Annotated in this window: 17 protein-coding genes and 5 tRNA genes; 20 read left to right on the top strand and 2 right to left on the bottom strand. The window is 38.2% G+C overall.

Annotated elements, in window-relative coordinates; all coding sequences use genetic code 11:
• Positions 1–91 precede the first annotated feature (91 nt).
• Positions 92–2107: a methyl-accepting chemotaxis protein gene (locus VIG73_RS04740; RefSeq protein WP_331639480.1), complete on the top strand. Its 2016-nt coding sequence runs from the start codon at positions 92–94 to the stop codon at positions 2105–2107.
• A 510-nt stretch (positions 2108–2617) separates the two neighbouring features.
• Here the strand turns inward: VIG73_RS04740 and fabI are convergent.
• A complete protein-coding gene (gene fabI, locus VIG73_RS04735) occupies positions 2618–3391 on the bottom strand; it encodes an enoyl-ACP reductase FabI (RefSeq protein WP_331639478.1) in 774 nt (257 codons plus the stop codon).
• A gap of 345 nt (positions 3392–3736) precedes the next feature.
• On the opposite strand from fabI, the gene VIG73_RS04730 reads away from it, so the two are divergent.
• From VIG73_RS04730 to rocF, 11 genes are all read left to right on the top strand, one after another.
• A tRNA-Glu gene (locus VIG73_RS04730) sits at positions 3737–3811 on the top strand.
• 1 nt (position 3812) lies between these two features.
• Positions 3813–3888 (top strand) — tRNA-Thr (locus VIG73_RS04725).
• A 41-nt stretch (positions 3889–3929) separates the two neighbouring features.
• Positions 3930–4014 (top strand) — tRNA-Tyr (locus VIG73_RS04720).
• A 10-nt stretch (positions 4015–4024) separates the two neighbouring features.
• A tRNA-Gln gene (locus tag VIG73_RS04715) sits at positions 4025–4095 on the top strand.
• A gap of 143 nt (positions 4096–4238) precedes the next feature.
• Positions 4239–4311, top strand: a tRNA-Lys gene (locus tag VIG73_RS04710).
• 279 nt (positions 4312–4590) lie between these two features.
• Positions 4591–5880 carry a hydroxymethylglutaryl-CoA reductase, degradative gene (locus VIG73_RS04705; RefSeq protein WP_331639476.1) on the top strand — a complete coding sequence of 430 codons (1290 nt, stop codon included), beginning with the start codon at positions 4591–4593 and terminating at the stop codon, positions 5878–5880.
• Entirely contained in the window at positions 5877–6839 is a 963-nt protein-coding gene (gene mvk, locus VIG73_RS04700; protein ID WP_331639474.1) for a mevalonate kinase, read from the top strand. The genes VIG73_RS04705 and mvk overlap by 4 nt, the downstream gene beginning before the upstream one ends.
• A 68-nt stretch (positions 6840–6907) precedes the next feature.
• On the top strand, positions 6908–7882 hold the full coding sequence (gene mvaD / locus VIG73_RS04695; RefSeq protein WP_331639532.1) for a diphosphomevalonate decarboxylase: 975 nt from the start codon (positions 6908–6910) through the stop codon (positions 7880–7882).
• 13 nt (positions 7883–7895) lie between these two features.
• Positions 7896–8978: a phosphomevalonate kinase gene (locus VIG73_RS04690; RefSeq protein ID WP_331639472.1), complete on the top strand. Its 1083-nt coding sequence runs from the start codon at positions 7896–7898 to the stop codon at positions 8976–8978.
• 278 nt (positions 8979–9256) lie between these two features.
• The gene (locus VIG73_RS04685; protein WP_331639470.1) at positions 9257–9388 is read left to right on the top strand and encodes a hypothetical protein; all 132 of its coding nucleotides are present in this window, start codon (positions 9257–9259) and stop codon (positions 9386–9388) included.
• Between the two features lie 52 nt (positions 9389–9440).
• Entirely contained in the window at positions 9441–10346 is a 906-nt protein-coding gene (gene rocF / locus VIG73_RS04680) for an arginase (RefSeq protein ID WP_331639468.1), read from the top strand.
• A gap of 71 nt (positions 10347–10417) precedes the next feature.
• On the opposite strand, the gene VIG73_RS04675 is transcribed toward rocF, so the two are convergent.
• The gene (locus tag VIG73_RS04675; protein WP_331639466.1) at positions 10418–10573 is read right to left on the bottom strand and encodes an aspartyl-phosphate phosphatase Spo0E family protein; all 156 of its coding nucleotides are present in this window, start codon (positions 10571–10573) and stop codon (positions 10418–10420) included.
• Between the two features lie 238 nt (positions 10574–10811).
• On the opposite strand from VIG73_RS04675, the gene sigW reads away from it, so the two are divergent.
• From sigW to VIG73_RS04635, 8 genes are all read left to right on the top strand, one after another.
• A complete protein-coding gene (sigW, locus tag VIG73_RS04670) occupies positions 10812–11375 on the top strand; it encodes an RNA polymerase sigma factor SigW (protein ID WP_331639464.1) in 564 nt (187 codons plus the stop codon).
• 4 nt (positions 11376–11379) lie between these two features.
• Positions 11380–12045, top strand: coding sequence for a zf-HC2 domain-containing protein (locus tag VIG73_RS04665; protein WP_331639530.1), 666 nt, complete (start codon positions 11380–11382; stop codon positions 12043–12045).
• 148 nt (positions 12046–12193) lie between these two features.
• On the top strand, positions 12194–13015 hold the full coding sequence (gene cdaA / locus VIG73_RS04660) for a diadenylate cyclase CdaA (protein ID WP_331639462.1): 822 nt from the start codon (positions 12194–12196) through the stop codon (positions 13013–13015).
• Positions 13008–14228 carry a CdaR family protein gene (locus tag VIG73_RS04655; protein WP_331639460.1) on the top strand — a complete coding sequence of 407 codons (1221 nt, stop codon included), beginning with the start codon at positions 13008–13010 and terminating at the stop codon, positions 14226–14228. The genes cdaA and VIG73_RS04655 overlap by 8 nt, the downstream gene beginning before the upstream one ends.
• A 63-nt stretch (positions 14229–14291) precedes the next feature.
• Positions 14292–15641: a phosphoglucosamine mutase gene (gene glmM, locus VIG73_RS04650; RefSeq protein WP_331639458.1), complete on the top strand. Its 1350-nt coding sequence runs from the start codon at positions 14292–14294 to the stop codon at positions 15639–15641.
• Between the two features lie 78 nt (positions 15642–15719).
• The gene (locus tag VIG73_RS04645) at positions 15720–16394 is read left to right on the top strand and encodes a response regulator transcription factor (RefSeq protein WP_331639456.1); all 675 of its coding nucleotides are present in this window, start codon (positions 15720–15722) and stop codon (positions 16392–16394) included.
• Between the two features lie 21 nt (positions 16395–16415).
• Entirely contained in the window at positions 16416–17813 is a 1398-nt protein-coding gene (locus VIG73_RS04640) for a HAMP domain-containing sensor histidine kinase (RefSeq protein ID WP_331639454.1), read from the top strand.
• Between the two features lie 137 nt (positions 17814–17950).
• The coding region (locus VIG73_RS04635; protein WP_331639452.1) for a S9 family peptidase at positions 17951–19230 on the top strand (1280 nt) is incomplete at its 3' end.

Genomic DNA, 19230 nt, shown 5'->3' with positions numbered 1-19230 from the left:
TTAAGCATTTTGTGCTTGTTGCCATATATAATCAAATGCGATCATGATGTCATGATGGGGCAAATAGAATGATACAGAAAGGAAATGGATCGTGAAAAAAGAACAGAAAAAAACAGGTGGTTTATTGTCGTTTTATAAAAAATCGTTACAGAATCAAATTATCATCCCGTTTATTATATTAATTTTGTTTACAGGAGGCGCGATATCATTCGTAAGTTATTATTTTAGTGTTAATAATACGACAGAAGAATTATCTAAAAATGTTGAAGTTCAAATGGAAAGCTTAAATGACACGTTTCAACTATTTTTTACGAATGTCGAAAATATTTTAAATCGTTATACGGAAAACGACTTATTTGTCGAATATGATGCTGATAAGAAAAAAGATATCGTGGCATATTTATTAGAAACACAGGAAGCTCATGATGAAATTGGTCATTTATACACGGGTACAGAAACGGGAGATGTTCTTCCGCAAGGTGATTTAGATGATGACTACGTTGCTAAAGATAGACCATGGTATAAAGAAGCTGTTGAAGCGGAAGGTGAAGTTGTTTGGTCTGATGCGTATGAGGATGTAGAGACAAAGCGTATGGTTGTGACAGCTTCAAAAGCATATTATAACGGCAATGAATTAGTCGGTGTCATGGCAGCGGATATTTTCATTGATACGGTAGTCGACTTAGTGAAAGATATTCGTATTGGAGAAACTGGTTATGCGGTTATCTATGATACAGAAGGTAAGTGGATTACACATGTTGAAGAAGAAAAGATTGGTCGCGATGAATCCCAAAAAAGTTATTATAAAGAAATGATGGAGCTTGGTGAACAAGGAACTGTTGAATTTAATGTCGATCAAAAAGAATTCGTGATTGGTTTTGTGAAAAACCCTACATTAGATTGGATTTTAGCTGGCGCGGCAAATAAAGTAGATTTTAAGAAACAAGCTCAGACAATATTTGTACCAATTCTTATTTCATTAGTCATTATTATTGCTATAGCCGTATCCGTTTCTTTATATATAGCGCGAAAAATCACTCGCTCTATTCGTTCTGTAATGGAGCGTATGACATTAATTGCAGCAGGCGATTTAAGCCAACCCCCACTAGAGAAGAAATCAGAAGATGAAATTGGTGAACTCGTGCAATCAACAAATGATATGAACGAGAATATGCGTCAACTATTATATGAAATTAATATGGTTGCTACAACTGTCTCTAGTCAAAGTGAAGAATTAACGCAGTCTGCTGGCGAAGTCAAAGCAGGTTCGGAGCAAATATCTTCTACGATGCAAGAACTGGCCTCAGGGTCAGAAACACAGGCACACAGTACGGCTGATTTATCATCCATGATGCAATCGTTTGCGTCAGATATTAATGAATTGCATAAAAACGGTGATGATATTCATGATTTCTCGGAAGGCATTACAGTAGCCACAGATGAGGGAAGCGAGCTCATGCGTGCTTCGAAGGAACAAATGGATAAAATCGATCAGGTTGTCCACGACGCAGTCTTAAAAGTACAAGGTTTAGATGTTCAATCCCAAGAGATTTCAAAACTCGTTGGAGTGATTCAAGATGTTGCTGATCAGACAAACCTACTTGCTTTAAATGCGGCGATTGAAGCAGCACGAGCTGGCGAACATGGTCGAGGCTTTGCTGTTGTTGCCGATGAAGTACGTAAACTTGCAGAACAAGTGTCGGAATCTGTTGTCGAAATTACAGATATTGTGGAAAATATTCAAGCTGAATCTAGCACTGTAGCGACAGCCCTACAAAGTGGCTATCAAGAAGTAGAAGCCGGAACGAACCAAATTGAAGAGACAGGTAAGAAATTTGATGGTATTAATGAATCCATCATTGAGATGGCCGATATTATCACATCCGTCCGTGATAAATTGACAGGTATTATGGGACAAAGTCAGGAAATGAATGGTTCGATTGAGGATATTGCTGCGGTAGCAGAAGAGGCTGCAGCAGGTATTGAAGAGACTTCCGCATCTTCCGAACAATCAAGTGCTTCGATGGAAGAGGTAACACAAAGCTCACAAGAACTAGCTAAATTAGCGGAACAACTAAATGGGTTAGTCCAACAGTTTAAACTATAAAGATGAGAGAAGAGACCAGGACAAAATGAACTTGTCTTTGTCAAGTAGATAGTAGAAATAATAAAAATCGTCTTAAGCGGCTTTAGCTCTGTATTTAAGAGAGCTAAGGCCGTTTAGTCTTTTTTCAATTGCTTTTAAGAGATCTTCACCCAATGTGCCGTGAATTTGTACGTATATACCGTGTTTTTTTCTACAATATCGCATTGGAGTGTTCAGTGGTATGTAAGTCAGTGATCTAGGTTGGAGTTAACTCGCATTGGAGTGTTCAATGATATGTAAGTCAGTGATCTAGGTTGGAGTTAACTCGCATTGGAGCGTTCAATGGTATGTAAGTCAGTGATCTAGGTTGGAGTTATATCGCATTGGGGCGTTCAATGATACGTAAGTCAGTGACCTTGGTTGAAGTTATCTCGCATTGAAGCGTTCAGTTTAAAAATTAATCCAAAAGAACAAGCGGAGAAAATAGATATATTTTCCCCGCTCATTTTGTGAATAGATCTTGTGTAATGTCTAACCAACTATATGGTACCCGGAATCGACGTGAAGAACTTCACCTGTGACACCGCGTGATAAATCACTTATGAAGAAAAGGGTCGCATCTCCGACTTGATCTTGGTCGACATTACGACGAAGGGGAGCTTTTTCTTCTATAATAGAATTAATTTCGTTAAATCCGGATACCCCTTTTGCAGAGAGTGTACGAATTGGGCCGGCTGAGATAGCATTAACACGAATGCCCTCTTTTCCAACATCTTCTGCTAAGTATCTGACGCTTGCCTCAAGTGCTGCTTTAGCAACCCCCATGACATTATAGTTTTTCACAGCACGCTCAGAACCTAAATAGGTTTGAGTAACGATGCTTCCACCTTCTGTCATTAGTTCTCTTGCTGCTTTTGTAACGGCGACAAGTGAATAGGCACTAATGTCATGTGCTAAGAGAAAGCCTTCGCGAGATGTGTCGTAGAAAGCGCCTTTTAGCTCTTCACGATTCGCAAAGGCAACAGAGTGTACGACACCATGAATAACACCGACTTCTTCTTTAATTTGTGTGAAAGCTTGTTGAATACTTTCATCATTTGCAACATCACAATTCACCATTAATTTTGCTTCTATATCATGTTTTTCTAATAATTTGCTTAGCTTCTTATAAGAACGTTCTTGACGATTGGTAAAAATGAGTTGAGCACCCGCACGGTGAAGTGACTTCGTAATTCCCCATGCAATACTTCGTTCATTCGCTACTCCCATAACAACGATGTTTTTTCCCTCTAGTAATTTAGTCAATTGACCAGCACCTCCAAAGTAATCTCTTGTTTAATTATAACCTAATCTTAGTATCAAGGTAACAAAAAGTAAATAGGGTGAAACACTTTCATTATGAAGGGGTGTTATAATGAAGAATTTCCTCATTGTTTTTGAAAAATTTTGCTGTAAGGAAGAAATCACAGAATTTTATTCACTTGCATCAAAAAAATAAGTAATATAAAAAAGAAGATGTTGATATAACGGGCTTTTTATCGATAAAAGCAAAAAAATATTACTTTTTTTAAAAAAAGTATTAAAAACCCTTTACAAAATGAAAAATCCTGTATATAATATAAATCGTTGACTTTACAAAAACGTTATAACGGCCCGTTGGTCAAGCGGTTAAGACATCGCCCTTTCACGGCGGTATCAGGGGTTCGAATCCCCTACGGGTCACCATGCCGGCCTAGCTCAATTGGTAGAGCAACTGACTTGTAATCAGTAGGTTGGGGGTTCAAGTCCTCTGGCCGGCACCATTTTTATGATGTATATAAAAATAATATAGTCACACAATAGTGGAGGGGTAGCGAAGTGGCTAAACGCGGCGGACTGTAAATCCGCTCCCTCTGGGTTCGGCAGTTCGAATCTGCCCCCCTCCACCATCTTTATCATTGGGCTATAGCCAAGCGGTAAGGCAACGGGTTTTGGTCCCGTGAGCCTAGGTTCGAATCCTAGTAGCCCAGCTTTTTTTATTTTCTGTTTCAATTATTAGCCATGTCGGTGGAGCAACGGGTAAGAAATCTACCGCGTTGACTGAATAAATGATGCGAAAGTCATTACAAGAAAATAAGAATATCAAAAACCAAAAAGCATCCTTACTTCATCCGAGCCATTAGCTCAGTCGGTAGAGCACCTGACTTTTAATCAGGGGGCCACAGGTTCGAATCCTGTATGGCTCATCTATTATGTAAATATGAACAAAATATATATGTTACAGCAAATAAACAAGGTAATCTACCTTGTTTATTTGCATTTTATACGGTTTTTTTACATAATAGAGGAGTGTTGCAAGAATTTGAATACGTCTATACTGCACAATCAGTGATTTTATATTATAATTTAAAGTATAAATGTAAAAATAAATACCGTTTAAAAGAAGATAGTATAATAAAATTGGCCTGATGCTCGATCTAAGTTAATTGGACAGCATGATAAAGGCGGAAAAAGGATGAAAAGATATGAAATCTTCCAGAATTCCCGGTTTCTATAATAAGACCGTCGATGAACGGAGGGAGATTTTACAAAGTCTGAACGATTTTTCTGAAGATGAAATGGGTGTTCTAACAAGAGAGCAGTCATTGCCGGTAGACCTTGCTGATAAAATGATTGAAAACGTCATTGGAACATATTCGCTCCCATTAGGATTAGGGTTAAATTTTTTGATTAATGGGAAAGATTATGTTATTCCAATGGCTATTGAAGAGGCTTCTGTCGTTGCATCGGCCAGTTATATGGCTAAGATCATACGTGACGCTGGCGGATTCAGAACTGAATCTACAGGCAGAGTCATGATCGGTCAAATACAAGTTGTTGGTTGTCAGGATTTCCAATTAGCGAAAAAAACATTATTAGAACATAAAGAACAGCTAATCAAAGCTTGTAATACAGCCTATCCTAGCATCGTTAAACGAGGTGGCGGTGCGCAAGATATGGATGTACGTATATTAAATGAATCATCAGAATCTAAATATGATAAAATGCTTGTTCTGCATATGTATATCGATACGCGTGATGCAATGGGAGCAAATATGATTAATACAATGTTAGAGGCATTAGCTCCTACTGTTGAAGAATTGACAGATGGTAAAGTATATTTACGAATTTTGTCAAATTATGCTGATCGTAGCTTAGCAAAAGCAACATGTGTTATTCCGCCTCATTTATTAGTAAGTGAAGGCTTTTCGGGTGAAGAAGTACGTGATGGTATTGTACATGCCTATGAGTTTGCAGCATCAGATCCATACCGTGCTGTCACGCATAATAAAGGTATTATGAATGGAATCGATCCTGTTGTTATTGCGACAGGTAATGACTGGCGTGCCGTTGAAGCAGGAGCACATGCTTATGCAGCACGTTTTGGAAAGTATGGTTCAATGACAACATGGTCCGTGGATGAAGAAGGGAACCTTGTTGGCGAATTAGAACTCCCAATGGCTATTGGGACGGTTGGTGGTGCAACCCGTGTTCATCCGATGGCTAAATTAGCTTTACGTATTCTTGGCACGGAATCGGCAGAAGAATTAGCCCAAGTTATTGTTGCTGTAGGCTTAGCCCAAAACCTTGGCGCATTAAAAGCACTGGTAACGGACGGAATACAAAAGGGACATATGGCATTACACTCTCGCTCTGTAGCGGTTGCAGCGGGAGCAACTGGGGAGATGATTGATATGATAGCTCAGCAATTAATCGAAGAAAAAGAAATCCGTGTTGGTCGAGCAAAAGAATTGGTGGCACAGTATACAAAATGAGCGCAGAAAGAGTAGCAACCGCAGAACGAATGGCTGTAGGCCTTGCCCATAGTAAGTTGATTTTAATTGGAGAACATGCAGTTGTACACGGACAACCTGCAATTGCACTCCCTTTTCCATTGATTGGTGTCGAATCAATCGTTGAATATGTGCCTGGTTTGGTTAAAATTGACAGTACGTTCTATCATGGCCCGATTGATTCTGCTCCGAATTCGTTAAAAGGAATTGTGAAAAGTATTCGAGCGACATTAGCTTACTTAAAGTTACCGGAACGTGACTTACTGATTCAAATTCATTCGTCTATACCACCAGGAAAAGGATTAGGTTCAAGTGCATCTGTAGCGATTGCTGTCGTTAAGTCATTATTTGCTTATAAGGAGCAATCATATACGAAAGAAGAATTGCTACAATTAGCCAATATTGCTGAAGAACATGCACATGGAGCGCCAAGTGGAATCGATACACTAACGATTACCTCTGAATGTCCTGTGTGGTTTGAGAAAGAAAATCCAGTCGATTATATTAAACCGAATGATGATTTTCATTTTATCGTCGCAGATTCAGGTAATATCGGTGACACACGTTCGGCGGTTGAATCTGTGACAAGTTTATTAAAAGCTGCACCAAAAATTATTACGAACAAAATTGAACGCTTAGGGGAATTAACATACCAAGCAAAAGAGGCTTTAGAAAAAGCAGGAAAGCAATTTTTGGGGCAATTACTAAATGAAGCGCAGAAGGAACTTGAAGCACTAGGTGTCAGTGATGAAACATTAAATAAATTGATTAATTTTGCGCGCCAAGAAGGAGCTTTAGGTGCGAAATTAACTGGTGCAGGATTTGGCGGATGTATCATCGCATTAGCACAAAATGAAGTACATTCTAGACAGCTAGCTGACAAGCTTAAGAAGTTTGGAGCAGCAGCTGTGTGGCCATTTGTTTTAAAGAAAAAAGATTAACGATGTTAAAAGCAGGTGAATTGATCCCTGCTTTTTCCACGAATAAAAGGTGTAAAGGGGATAAAATGATGAAAGCGACAGCTAGAGCACAGACGAATATCGCTTTAATTAAATATTGGGGCAAACGTGATGAAGAGCTGATTTTGCCGACAAATAATAGTCTTTCTTTAACACTGGACGGTTTTTACACAACGACGACCGTAGAATTTCGCGAAGACTTAACACGTGATTTATTTTATTTAAACAATCAGTGTGTCAGCGGTATTCCGTACAATCGTGTGAACCAGTTTTTAGATATAATTAGACAGAAAGCCGGTAAACATGTCTTTGCTGAAGTACGATCAACGAATCAGGTACCAACAGCAGCAGGCTTCGCATCATCAGCATCTGGTTTTGCTGCCCTTGCAGCAGCAGGTTCAAAAGCGATTGGATTAACTTTGGATGATGAGGAGTTATCACGTTTAACAAGACGTGGCTCCGGTTCTGCATGCCGTTCAATTTATGGTGGTTTTGCTGAGTGGCAAAAAGGCGAATTGTCAGATGGATCTGATTCTTTCGCTGTTCCAATTAAACCACAAGACTATTGGGATATTCGTGTCGCTGCTGTCGTATTACATGCAGACATGAAGAAAGTATCGAGCCGGGTTGGTATGAAGCGAACAGTTGATACATCACCTTTCTTTAAAGGTTGGGTCGATAGCATCCCGCATGATCTTGAACAAATTAAAGCTGGTATTTCAGAACGTGATTTTGAAAAAGTAGGTTCTGTAGCTGAAGCAAACTGTCTAAAAATGCATGCGACAACATTGGGGGCAAACCCGCCGTTCACATATTGGTATGATACGACATTTAAGGTCATGCAGCATGTACAAATGCTGAGAGAAAAGGGTATTCCAGCATACTTTACAATTGATGCAGGTCCTAATGTTAAAGTCCTTTACCTACCCGAAAATGAAGTGGAAATTAAACGTGAATTAGAGTCAATTCCTGGTGTGACAGACGTTATTTTAAGTAAGGCTGGACAAGGTATAAGCTATTTATAGAGGATGAGAACAGTTGTCTAAATCTAGTTTGACGATAAAAACCCCTGGAAAATTGATGATTGCAGGTGAATTCGCCGTTTTAGAACCGTATAAGAAATTAGCGGTCATGGCAGTGAATCGCTTTGTATCAACAATGATTGAAAAGCAGGAGACATGCTCACTTTCGTTAGTTAATTTTAATTTAATAAATCTAGCATGGCATTTTGAGGATAAGGAGCTCCACATAGATACGTCAGATAAACGTGTTCACTTTGTAGAAAGTGCCATGTCGGTTTCTCTTCAATTTTTGGAAGAGAGTCAAATCCCTTGGCAACCATTCAAACTGACAGTTAAAAGTGAATTAGATGATGCATCTGGAGTTAAATATGGACTCGGCTCAAGTGCAGCTGTGACTGTTTCTGTTGTTGAAGCGATATTGACTATGTTCATGCCTGATGAAGTAACAAGTGAACTTGTATTTCGCTTAGGAGCTTTATCACATGCAAGAACTCAAGGAAACGGTTCAGGGGCGGATGTTGCAGCTTCAAGCTTCGGTGGGGTCTTGCAATATGCTTCATTCCAAGCTTATTGGTTAAATGAGCAATATAAGAAAACAGACCGGCTACTAGATTTGGTTGAAGCGAAGTGGCCATATCTTTCTCTTCGTCCACTGAATGTCCCGAAAGATATCTATATTTGTATCGGTTGGACTGGAAAGCCAGCTTCTACACCTAAGCTTGTTGATCAAGTGCTTCAATTAAAACAAACACAGTCAGAGAAATTTAACGCTTTTCTCCAAGCGAGTGAACAGGCTGTTGATAAATTCATTAACGGGATGGAACAAGAAAATATAGATCTTATTTTAGAAGGAATAAAGGAAAACAGACAAGCCTTACGCACAGTCGGAGAAGATGCCAATGTCATGATTGAAACACCACAATTAACAAATTTATGTGATTTAGCTGAAGCACATGGTGGAGCAGGCAAGCCATCTGGTGCTGGTGGTGGAGATAGCGGTATCGCCTTTATGCCCACTAAGGAAAGTGCAAAACAATTACTGCATGCTTGGCAACAAGCAGGTATTAAGCCTTTAAATCTTACCATTCATAAGAAGTAGACAGACAAATCAGGGGGTTCTCCCTGATTTTTTTATTTGATGGTATTAGAGTATAAGCCATAATCGATAAAATAGGAAAAGCTATTTACTGTATTGACATGACAATTGGCTCTTACGTCAACTGCAGTCAACACCCATGTTGCATATATATACATAAAAATGTCCAGTTGAGTCATATAGGTTCTTTCGGATAAAATAAAAGAAAAGACCTGCTGTGATGTCTATTTTATCAAACCGAGTTACTTGAAACGGAAAGCGGCCACTCCTGCGGGAATAGCATGAGTCTTGAAACTCTGCAACGAGCGTTTTTTGCGAGTGAGGGCTCAAGTCATGTCGCCGAAAGGATCCGCCTGCAGTGGAAAGTAACGGTTGCACTAGCAGATACATTTTTTATGAATGAGTCAGATTGAAAAGGCGGAAAAGATAACGCCTAAACATATTATACTAGGGGGTTATATACATATGAATGAAAAACGAATATCAATGATTGGTGTGCCAATTGATTATGGTCAAAGTCGACGTGGGGTTGATATGGGACCTAGCGCGATTCGCTATGCAGGTGTTAAAGAACGTCTAGAAAACCTATCTTATACAGTAACAGACCTTGGAAATGTATCGACACCAAATCGTCATGATCAACAAGAACATACCACAAACAATTTAAAAAACTTATTGCAAGTTATTGACATAAATGAAAGCGTTGCCAAGATGGTTGATAATGAAATTGAAAAAGGATCATTTCCACTTGTTTTTGGAGGGGATCATAGTCTATCAATAGGAACGATTGCGGGCATTGCTAAGCATTATCAACGTTTAGGTGTTATATGGTATGATGCACACGGTGATCTGAATACAGATCAGACATCACCATCTGGAAATATACATGGTATGCCACTCGCAGCATCACTTGGATTTGGCCATAATACTTTAACCCATCTTTATGGCTATGCACCGAAAGTGAAGCCGGAAAATGTTGTTATTATCGGTGCAAGAGACCTTGATCCGGGGGAGAAAGACTTTATACGGAAACATAATCTAAAGGTGTTCACCATGCATGAAATCGATCGTTTAGGCGTGCCACAAGTTATAGAAGAAACAATTGCTTACTTAAAGGAGCGCACAGACGGTGTTCATTTAAGTTTAGATCTAGATGGGTTAGACCCAACAGAAGCACCAGGGGTAGGCACACCAGTGATTGGTGGTTTGACTTATCGTGAGAGCCATTTGGCGATGGAAATGTTAGCTGAAGCAAAACTCATCACATCAGCAGAGTTTGTTGAAGTCAATCCCATCTTAGACAAAAAAAATAAAACCGCCTCATTGGCGGTTGGACTGATCGGTTCACTATTTGGGGAAACATTAAAATAAACGATTTATTTTAAAAACATCTGTTTTAAAACGGATGTTTTTATTTGTAATAGGAAACAACGATCTAAAGCTTAATATTTTAGGTTGCTTTTTTGTAATTGATTTAAGTATTCGTCTAATTTCTTACTTGTTTGTACGACGGCATTTGATGTAAATGGATGATTGGTCGTTAAGTTAATCATTTTCTTACGATATTGCTCAATCTTCTCTAATAAATTTGGATTCATCAAATTGTCCTCCTATCCAATAACATATAATATGTGATAATTCATATTTTTTCAAGAGGGAACAGATAAAAGATTGTGAGTATCTATTAAATTGTGCGAGATTCTCGTTTTAATGTTAAAATTAAATAGATTTCTATCATTAATAATCATTAATAATGGAGAGTTTCATTTTAAATGAAACCTTTTAAAGAGGCAATACGTATTAATAATGCCGCATAGAATAGCGGAGGTACTGTTAATGGATAATATCATTAGAGAGAAAATAAAACGAGTCAAAAAAGGGGATCAATCTGCATTTGAAGATGTCGTCGTCTTATTTCAAAGCAGGATTTACCAACATTGTTACCGGATGTTAGGTAATGCACACGAGGCGGAGGATATCGCTCAAGAAGCGTTTATTCGCGCATATGTAAACATCCACTCTTATGATGATAAGCGGAAATTCTCCACATGGCTATATCGTATTGCAACAAATTTATCGATTGATCGATTGCGAAAGCGAAAGCCGGATTTCTTCTTAGATGCTGAAATAAAGGGAACGGATGGCTTAGATATGTATTCACAATTGGCTACAGATGCCCGATTACCTGAGGAAGAGGTTCAGGGAATGGAACTTCAGAATTATATTTATCAGGAGATCGCTAATTTACCACCGATTTATCGCAGTATCATCACTTTGCGTTATTTAGAGGAATTTTCCCTAAAGGAAATTAGCGAAATTATGGATCTCCCCCTCGGGACAGTTAAAACAAGAATTCATCGGGGAAGAGAAGCTTTACGGAAAAAGCTTCGTTATGTGTAAAGGAGTGATCCACTTGGACTGTAAACATGAAGCTGTTCACTTAATGCATATCTATTTAGACGGCGATATTACAAAAGAAGAGGAAATGAAGCTGAGCCAGCATCTGGAACAATGCCCAGATTGTCAGAAGCATTTTCATGAATTAAAGCGGACGATAACACTCATAAAAAGTACTGCTGAACCAAAGGAAGCTCCTGAAGGTTTTACGCAAAAAGTGATGCAAAATTTACCGACAGAGAAAAAGCGTATGAAATATATGCGCTGGTTTAGAGCACATCCAGTTTTAACTGCGGCCGCCATATTCTTTATCTTTATGTTTAGTGGTATTTTATCTACATGGCATCAAGATAATCGGCTTGTTGTCTCTAAACAAGAAGGCTTGATTATTAAAGGTGACACGGTTATTGTTCCGGAAGATGTCACGGTTGAGGGCGACTTAGTCGTCAAAAACGGTAATTTAAAAATAGATGGAAAAGTAGATGGAAAAGTAACGTTAATTAAAGGGAAACTTATCCATGACGATTATGACCAACTCCTTGATGGAGAAGGTCTAATGGCCTCTGCGGGAGAAGTTAGTGGTGAGTTTGAAAGCGTGAATGAAATCTTTGATTGGATTTGGTACAGTATGAAGCGCTTCGTTACAGGTGTTTTTTCATTCGGATCAGAATAAAGGCCTGAGGATTTCTCGGGCTTTTTTGCTTTATTAAGTGATGGTAATGGTACTTGTAAAAAACACCCCTATCGCATGTGTCAGAAAAGCGTTTTGTGGTATAATGACTATTATAGAAAAAAGTGTTTTTTAAAAAGGAAGTGCAAACATGCTCGATGGGGATTTTACTTTTATAGACCTAATGAATATTGTCGTTGATATCGGCCTCGTCTGGTATGTTTTATATAAATTAATCATGCTTATCCGAGGCACGAAGGCTATCCAACTATTAAAAGGAATAGTCGTTGTTATAGCGGTTCGGTTTATTAGTATTATTTTTGGTTTACAAACCATTCAGTGGCTAACAAAACAAGCGATTGATTGGGGATTTCTCCTTATCGTTATATTGTTCCAGCCTGAGTTAAGAAGAGCGTTGGAACAAATTGGGAGAGGGAATATTTTTGTTAGGAGTACGCGCACGGAGGAGGAAATACTAGAAAATATTATTAAAGATATTGGAGAAGCCTGTAGCTACATGGCTAAACGGCGGATCGGAGCACTTATTACGATTGAAAGAGAAACAGGAATAGGTGAATATATTGAAACGGGTATCCCGATTAATGGGAAACTGACTCACCAATTATTGACGAATATTTTCACACCGAATACCCCATTACATGATGGTGCTGTTATTATAAGTGGAGAAAGAATCGTCGCGGCAGCATGTTATTTACCGTTATCAGAAAGCCCACTTATTTCGAAAGAGCTAGGAACAAGACATAGAGCAGCAATGGGAATCAGTGAGGTAACGGATGCATTAACAATTATTGTTTCGGAAGAGACTGGTCAAATATCTTGTGCAAAAAATGGCGAACTCCATCGTGAACTGACTGAAGAACAGTTAAAACTGATTTTACGGGAAAATTTATCATTACATTTAAAATCCCCTGAAAAGAAATCATGGAAATGGAGGGGGAAAAAGAATGGATAATTGGTTCCAAAGTAAGTGGTTTGTACGCGCGATAGCTCTAGTGCTAGCTGTTTCTTTATACTTTGTCGTTTATACTGAGGATGATAAAGAGAGAAAAGACATTGATTTCTTTGGGAATACATCTGAAACACAAACAATGGAAGATGTACCCGTAAGTGTAAGGATCAATGCTGATAAATATGTTGTCAGCGGTATACCAGAAGCTGTTACTGTTACGGTCGAGGGAACGAATAGTGCTGTTACAAGAGTTGTTAAACAGAGAAACTTTGATATATATGTTGATTTAACAAAACTGGGTGAGGGCGAACATACGGTAGAAGTACAATATGAACGAATATCGGAAGACGTTGCTGTTTTTATTGAACCGAAAACGATTGATATTGTCATCGAAGAACGTTCAACCCGGAAATTCCCGATTACTGTTGACTTTATTAACCAACACCAGTTACCAGAAGGATTTGAAGTAGGTGATTATCAAGTCGAACCGAAAGAAGTGATGATTACCAGTTCGAAGGGTGTTATTGACAAGGTTTCTATTGTTAAAGTGTTTGTAAATGTGGCAGGAGTGGAAGAGCCGATTAAAAACCGGGAAGTGCCGATTAAGGTGTATGATAGTCAAGGCAATGAATTACGGGTTCGTATGGAACCAGAAAATGCACTCGTTTCGGCTGAAATAAATAATCCGAGTAAGGTTGTTCCAGTGACACTTGAAACGACTGGAAAACTTCCAGAAGGGTTCGAGTTAACATCAATGACATCTGATGTAGAAGAAGTGGAGATTTTTGGAACATCACATGTTTTAGCGGGAATTGATGAGGTTAAGGCGAATATTAATCTTTCAAAGGTTAACAAAACCGACCAAGTACAAGCAACACTTGATTTGCCGAAAGGTGTTTATGCTCCTGAACAAGAGCAAATTGATGTCTTAATCGAATTGGAACAGACAAAGCTTTTTAAAGCGGTGCCCATACAAGTAAGGCATCTCGAAAATGATCGAACAATTAAGTTTAAGCAGCCAGAAGGTAAGAAAGTTAACGTGACGATTACTGGTAACGAAGCAGATGTAAGAAATGTAAAAGTAGATGATTTACGTATCTCAGTTGATGTTGAAGGATTAGTTGGTGGAACACATCAAGTAAAGCCAATCATTGAAGGCCCGGATCAATTAGCAATAAAACCAGAACTAGATAATTTTACAATTGAAATTAATTAATAGTCAATGTAAAACATGCTCTCAATTCGTTTAATAGGGAAGGAAAAAGGAGAGGTAAAAAGAATGGTTAAATTATTTGGAACAGACGGTGTAAGAGGAATTGCGAACGAAGAGCTTACACCTGAGCTAGCTTTTAAATTAGGACGTTTTGGTGGTTATGTCTTAACAAGAGATATAACTAAACCAAAGTTTCTTGTTGGGAGAGATACACGTATCTCTGGGCATATGTTAGAAGCAGCTCTTACCGCCGGTTTATTGTCAATAGGTGCAGAAGTAATGCGCTTAGGTGTTATTACAACACCGGGAGTCGCTTATTTAACGAAAGCAACAAGTTCCCAAGGTGGCATTATGATTTCGGCTTCACATAACCCGGTTGAGGATAACGGCATCAAATTTTTCGGTCCAGATGGTTTTAAATTACTTGATGAGCAAGAGAAAGAAATTGAAAGCTTGATGCGTGAAGATGATAATCTGCCTCGCCCAATTGGCGGAGATGTAGGGGTTGTAAGTAATTATTTTGAAGGTGGACAGAAGTATCTATCTTATTTAAAAGATACGATTGACCATGACTTTACGGGTATAAAAATTGCCTTAGATTGTGCCCACGGAGCAGCCTCTAGTTTAGCGACACATTTATTTGCCGATTTAGAAGCAGATACATTTACGATTGGATCTTCTCCAAATGGGTTAAATATTAACGATGGCTGTGGTTCTACTCATCCAGAGGCAATGCAGAAATTTGTTTTAGAAAAGGAAGCCGATGTAGGGCTTGCTTTTGATGGTGATGGTGATCGATTAATCGCTGTAGATGAAAAAGGTAACATTGTTGATGGCGATCAAATCATGTTCATTTGTGGTAAACATATGAATGAAAAAGGTTTCTTAAATCATCATACAATTGTTTCGACGGTCATGAGTAATGTCGGCTTTTATAAAGCATTAGAAGAGTATGGCATGCGCAGTGAAAAAACTTCCGTAGGTGACCGCTATGTGATGGAAGAAATGCGAAAAGGTGGATTTAACCTAGGAGGAGAACAATCAGGACATATTATATTCTTAGATCATAATACAACTGGTGATGGTCTCTTATCTGCTATTCAGTTGGTCAATGTGATGAAAGAAACGGGTAAACCATTATCAGAATTAGCAGCTGAGATGAGCGTTTATCCACAAGTGTTAAAAAATGTGAAAGTCATTAATAAACATGAAGTGACGAATCATCCACAAGTCCAAGAGGTCATTAAAAAGGTAGAGAAACAACTTGGTGATGAAGGTCGTGTACTTGTAAGACCTTCAGGTACAGAACCGTTATTACGGATCATGGTTGAAGCGAAGACAGAAGAACAATGCCAACAATTTACTAAAGAAATCGCTTCAGTTGTTGAACAGTTATACGGTTCAAAGGAAGCATAAATGGTTAAAACTGCTTTTAGTCTCTAATGACTGGGAGCAGTTTTTTCTCTCATAATGAATGTAAGGGAGTGCATCAATATGCTAACGATTTTAATCGTCGATGATGATCCACATATTCGTGAACTTTTACGCTTTTATTTACAAAGAGATGGCTATAAGACAATAGAAGCAGGAGACGGTAAGGAAGCATTAGACATATTAGAAGAAGAAAAAATACATTTAGCATTAGTCGATATTATGATGCCACATGTGAATGGTTATGAGTTATGTAAAGATATCCGTTCATACTATGATATTCCCGTCATGATGATTACAGCTAAAGGAGAAATCACCGATAAAGAAATGGCTTATGACGCGGGGACGGACGATTATATTGTCAAACCATTTGAACCAAAGGAAGTGTTATTTCGAATAAAAGCTCTATTACGACGTTTTCAAATGATTAATGAGGATAAGATTCATATTGGTCACATTGTCATTAACCGTCATAATTATGAAGTGGAGATAGGAAATAAAGCCATGGTACTCCCATTAAAGGAATTTGAGCTACTTGCCCAGTTAGCAAACTATCCCAATCGTCTGTTTACAAGAGAACAATTGATTGATTTAGTATGGGGTCATGATTTTACAGGTAGTGATCGAACGGTAGATGTCCATATAAAAAGATTAAGAGAACGTTTTTCTAGTGAAGAACATGGTTTTACCATTAAAACAGTTAGAGGACTCGGATATAAATTAGAACAAACGAAGTAAAACGTATGGAGGACAACAAGCATGCGCACATTGTATGTTCGGATTATTATGACGACGATGGCCATCATGATTATAAGTGCTCTTATTTCATTTATGGTGGCAAATACGTATTATCATCATTATTTAAAACAAGAAAATGATGAGAAAATAACTGAAATTGCTAAGAATGTTGTTGAAATTTATGAAGAAAGTGATTTCGCTAATATAAGTGATTATTTATCAACTTTAACTGTTTTAGGATACCAATTTTATTTAATAGATGGTCGAGGCAACAGCGAGCTTTTAGGAGCACCTTTTAGAAAGTATAATATCGACCGTGAAACAGTAGAAAGTGTTTTAACAGGTCATATATACCATGGTATAAGGGATAATCCGAGGAAATTATTGGTGACTGGTTTCTTTGATAATGAGTTGCTAAATACAATTGGTATACCTGTCGAAACAAACGGGGAAACACTCGCATTATTTGTTCGTCCGAATACGGTTCAACAATTTGGTGAGATGCGCATCTTTCTAGCTGTATCGATTGGCGTTGTATTAATTATTAGCTTCTTATCTATAGTGATTAGTACGTCCTATATTGTGCGCCCAATAAAAAAATTAACAGAAGCGACGAAAAAGATTGCAGCAGGAAACTATCATCTGAAATTAGATGTCCATCGCCGTGATGAAATTGGAAGATTAGCTAATCACTTTTCTAAAATGAGTCAGAGCTTAGCCGAGACCGAACAGAATCGCCAAGAATTTGTTTCGAATGTGTCTCACGAAATTCAATCACCTCTGACATCGATTCAAGGCTTTTCCCAGGCATTACGTGAACATGATGTTCCTGAGGAAATGCGTCAACATTATTTGTCTATTATTGAAAAAGAAAGCAAACGCCTTTCATCATTAAGTAAACAATTATTAACTTTATCGTTTTTGAATAAGGGACTGGATGATGAAGCGGTACAATCATTCGATATTGCTAAGCAATTACGAGAAACGGTCTCTTCCACTGAATATCAATGGCGCCAAAAAGAAATCACGATTGAATTGAATATTTCACCATCAATCGTTAGGGGTTATCCACAATTAATGGAGCTTGTATGGATGAACCTAGTGACGAATGCCATCCGATACATGGATAGACACGGGGTTATCACACTGACGACAAAACAAGATCAAACAGCTGTGATTGTTACCGTTGAAGATACGGGTATTGGCATAAGTAAAGAACATCTGCCACATCTGTTTGAACGATTTTACAAAGTGGATAAAGCACGGACACGTACAGATAATAGCACAGGATTAGGTCTTGCCATTGTTAAAGAGATTATTGAATTACATCAAGGAACCATTATGGTTGAAAGTGAACGAGGAAAAGGAACAACATTTCAAGTAACGATTCCAAAAGTCTTATCTCCGACTCGAGACTGAAATACTATCGTACTTTAGCAGGTGTCATGTTGAGCGCAGTCGTGATATGATGGATTAAAATATGAAAGGGGTTGCATCTGAGTATAGGGTTAGTTATTGTTTTTAGCAGTTAAACTAACAAAAGGGAGTAGGTTTATATGATAAAATTTCCACGGCCAACCGTAGAGCAATTTTTCCGTACGTATACCATTACGAATTTTAAAGTAAGTGATGATGAGAAAAAGTTATTATTCAGTTCAAACTTAAATGGGGAGATGAATCTATGGGGAATGGATTTACCAGATACGTTTCCTTACTTATTTGCACATCATGATGAATCATGTAGTTTTATTAGCTTTGACCCGGAAAATCGTTATGTTCTAGCAGGATTTGACCGCGATGGCGATGAAAATTACCATATTTATGCGTTGCCTACTGAAGGTGGTCTCCCACAACCACTTGTCACGGGTGATAAGGCAGACAAATTTTATTTTAGCCATCTAAGTGAAGACGGGAAGCGCATTTATTATATGACATCAGAAGATAACCCTAGCTATTTAAATACGGTCGTTCGTGATTTGGAAAAAGGCACTGATCAAATCATTTATGTTGGGGAAGAGTCACCGACTTATTTAACGGCTGTATCGGAAAATGAACACGCCTTTGTTTATTTACGAATGTTTGCAAATACATATGTTACCTCTTTTGTTCAGGTTGGTGATGAGCACTATAATTTAACTCCAGATTCGACCAAGGTTCATGTTGTCTTTTCGCCTGTTTTTGTTAATGAAAATACGATTTATTTTACGACAGATTATGAAAGTGACTATCGCTATTTAGCTAAGTTTGAGATAGATACGGGACAGTTTTCTAAAGTATATGAAATAGAAGGAGAAAGCATCAATTTTTTAGAGTGGCATAAAGAAAGTAAAACATTATATATCATAACTGAAAAAGGGGTTATTGACCATCTATATCGTTTTTCGATAGCAACAGAAAAAATCGAAAAGCTCACTTGTCCAATTGATATCGTTGAACAAGTACAAGTGACGAAATCAGGTCATCTATATGTTCTAGGTCGAAGTGCAACTATCCCGCAAAATATTTTCCAGTCTATCGATGGTAGGGAGTGGAAACAATTAACCGATAATCGGGTACTAGGTTTAACAAGTGATGATATGGTGGAACCTGAAGTTATCACATATGCTTCTTTTGATGATATGGAGATTGAAGCATTACTATTTAAAGCGAAACCTGAAAATGACAATGGGCATATGATTTTTTGGCCACATGGTGGGCCACAAGCTGCAGAACGTAAGCAATTTCGAGCGATGTTTCAATGCTTATTAAATCGCGGTTACTCCATTTTTGCACCTAATTTCCGAGGAAGTACCGGTTATGGATCAACATTTGTTAAACTTGTTGAACGCGACTGGGG

The sequence above is a fragment of the Cerasibacillus sp. genome, from assembly GCF_036516575.1.
GTDB lineage: Bacteria > Bacillota > Bacilli > Bacillales > Amphibacillaceae > Cerasibacillus.
This window is presented reverse-complemented; position numbering and strand designations above follow the sequence as displayed.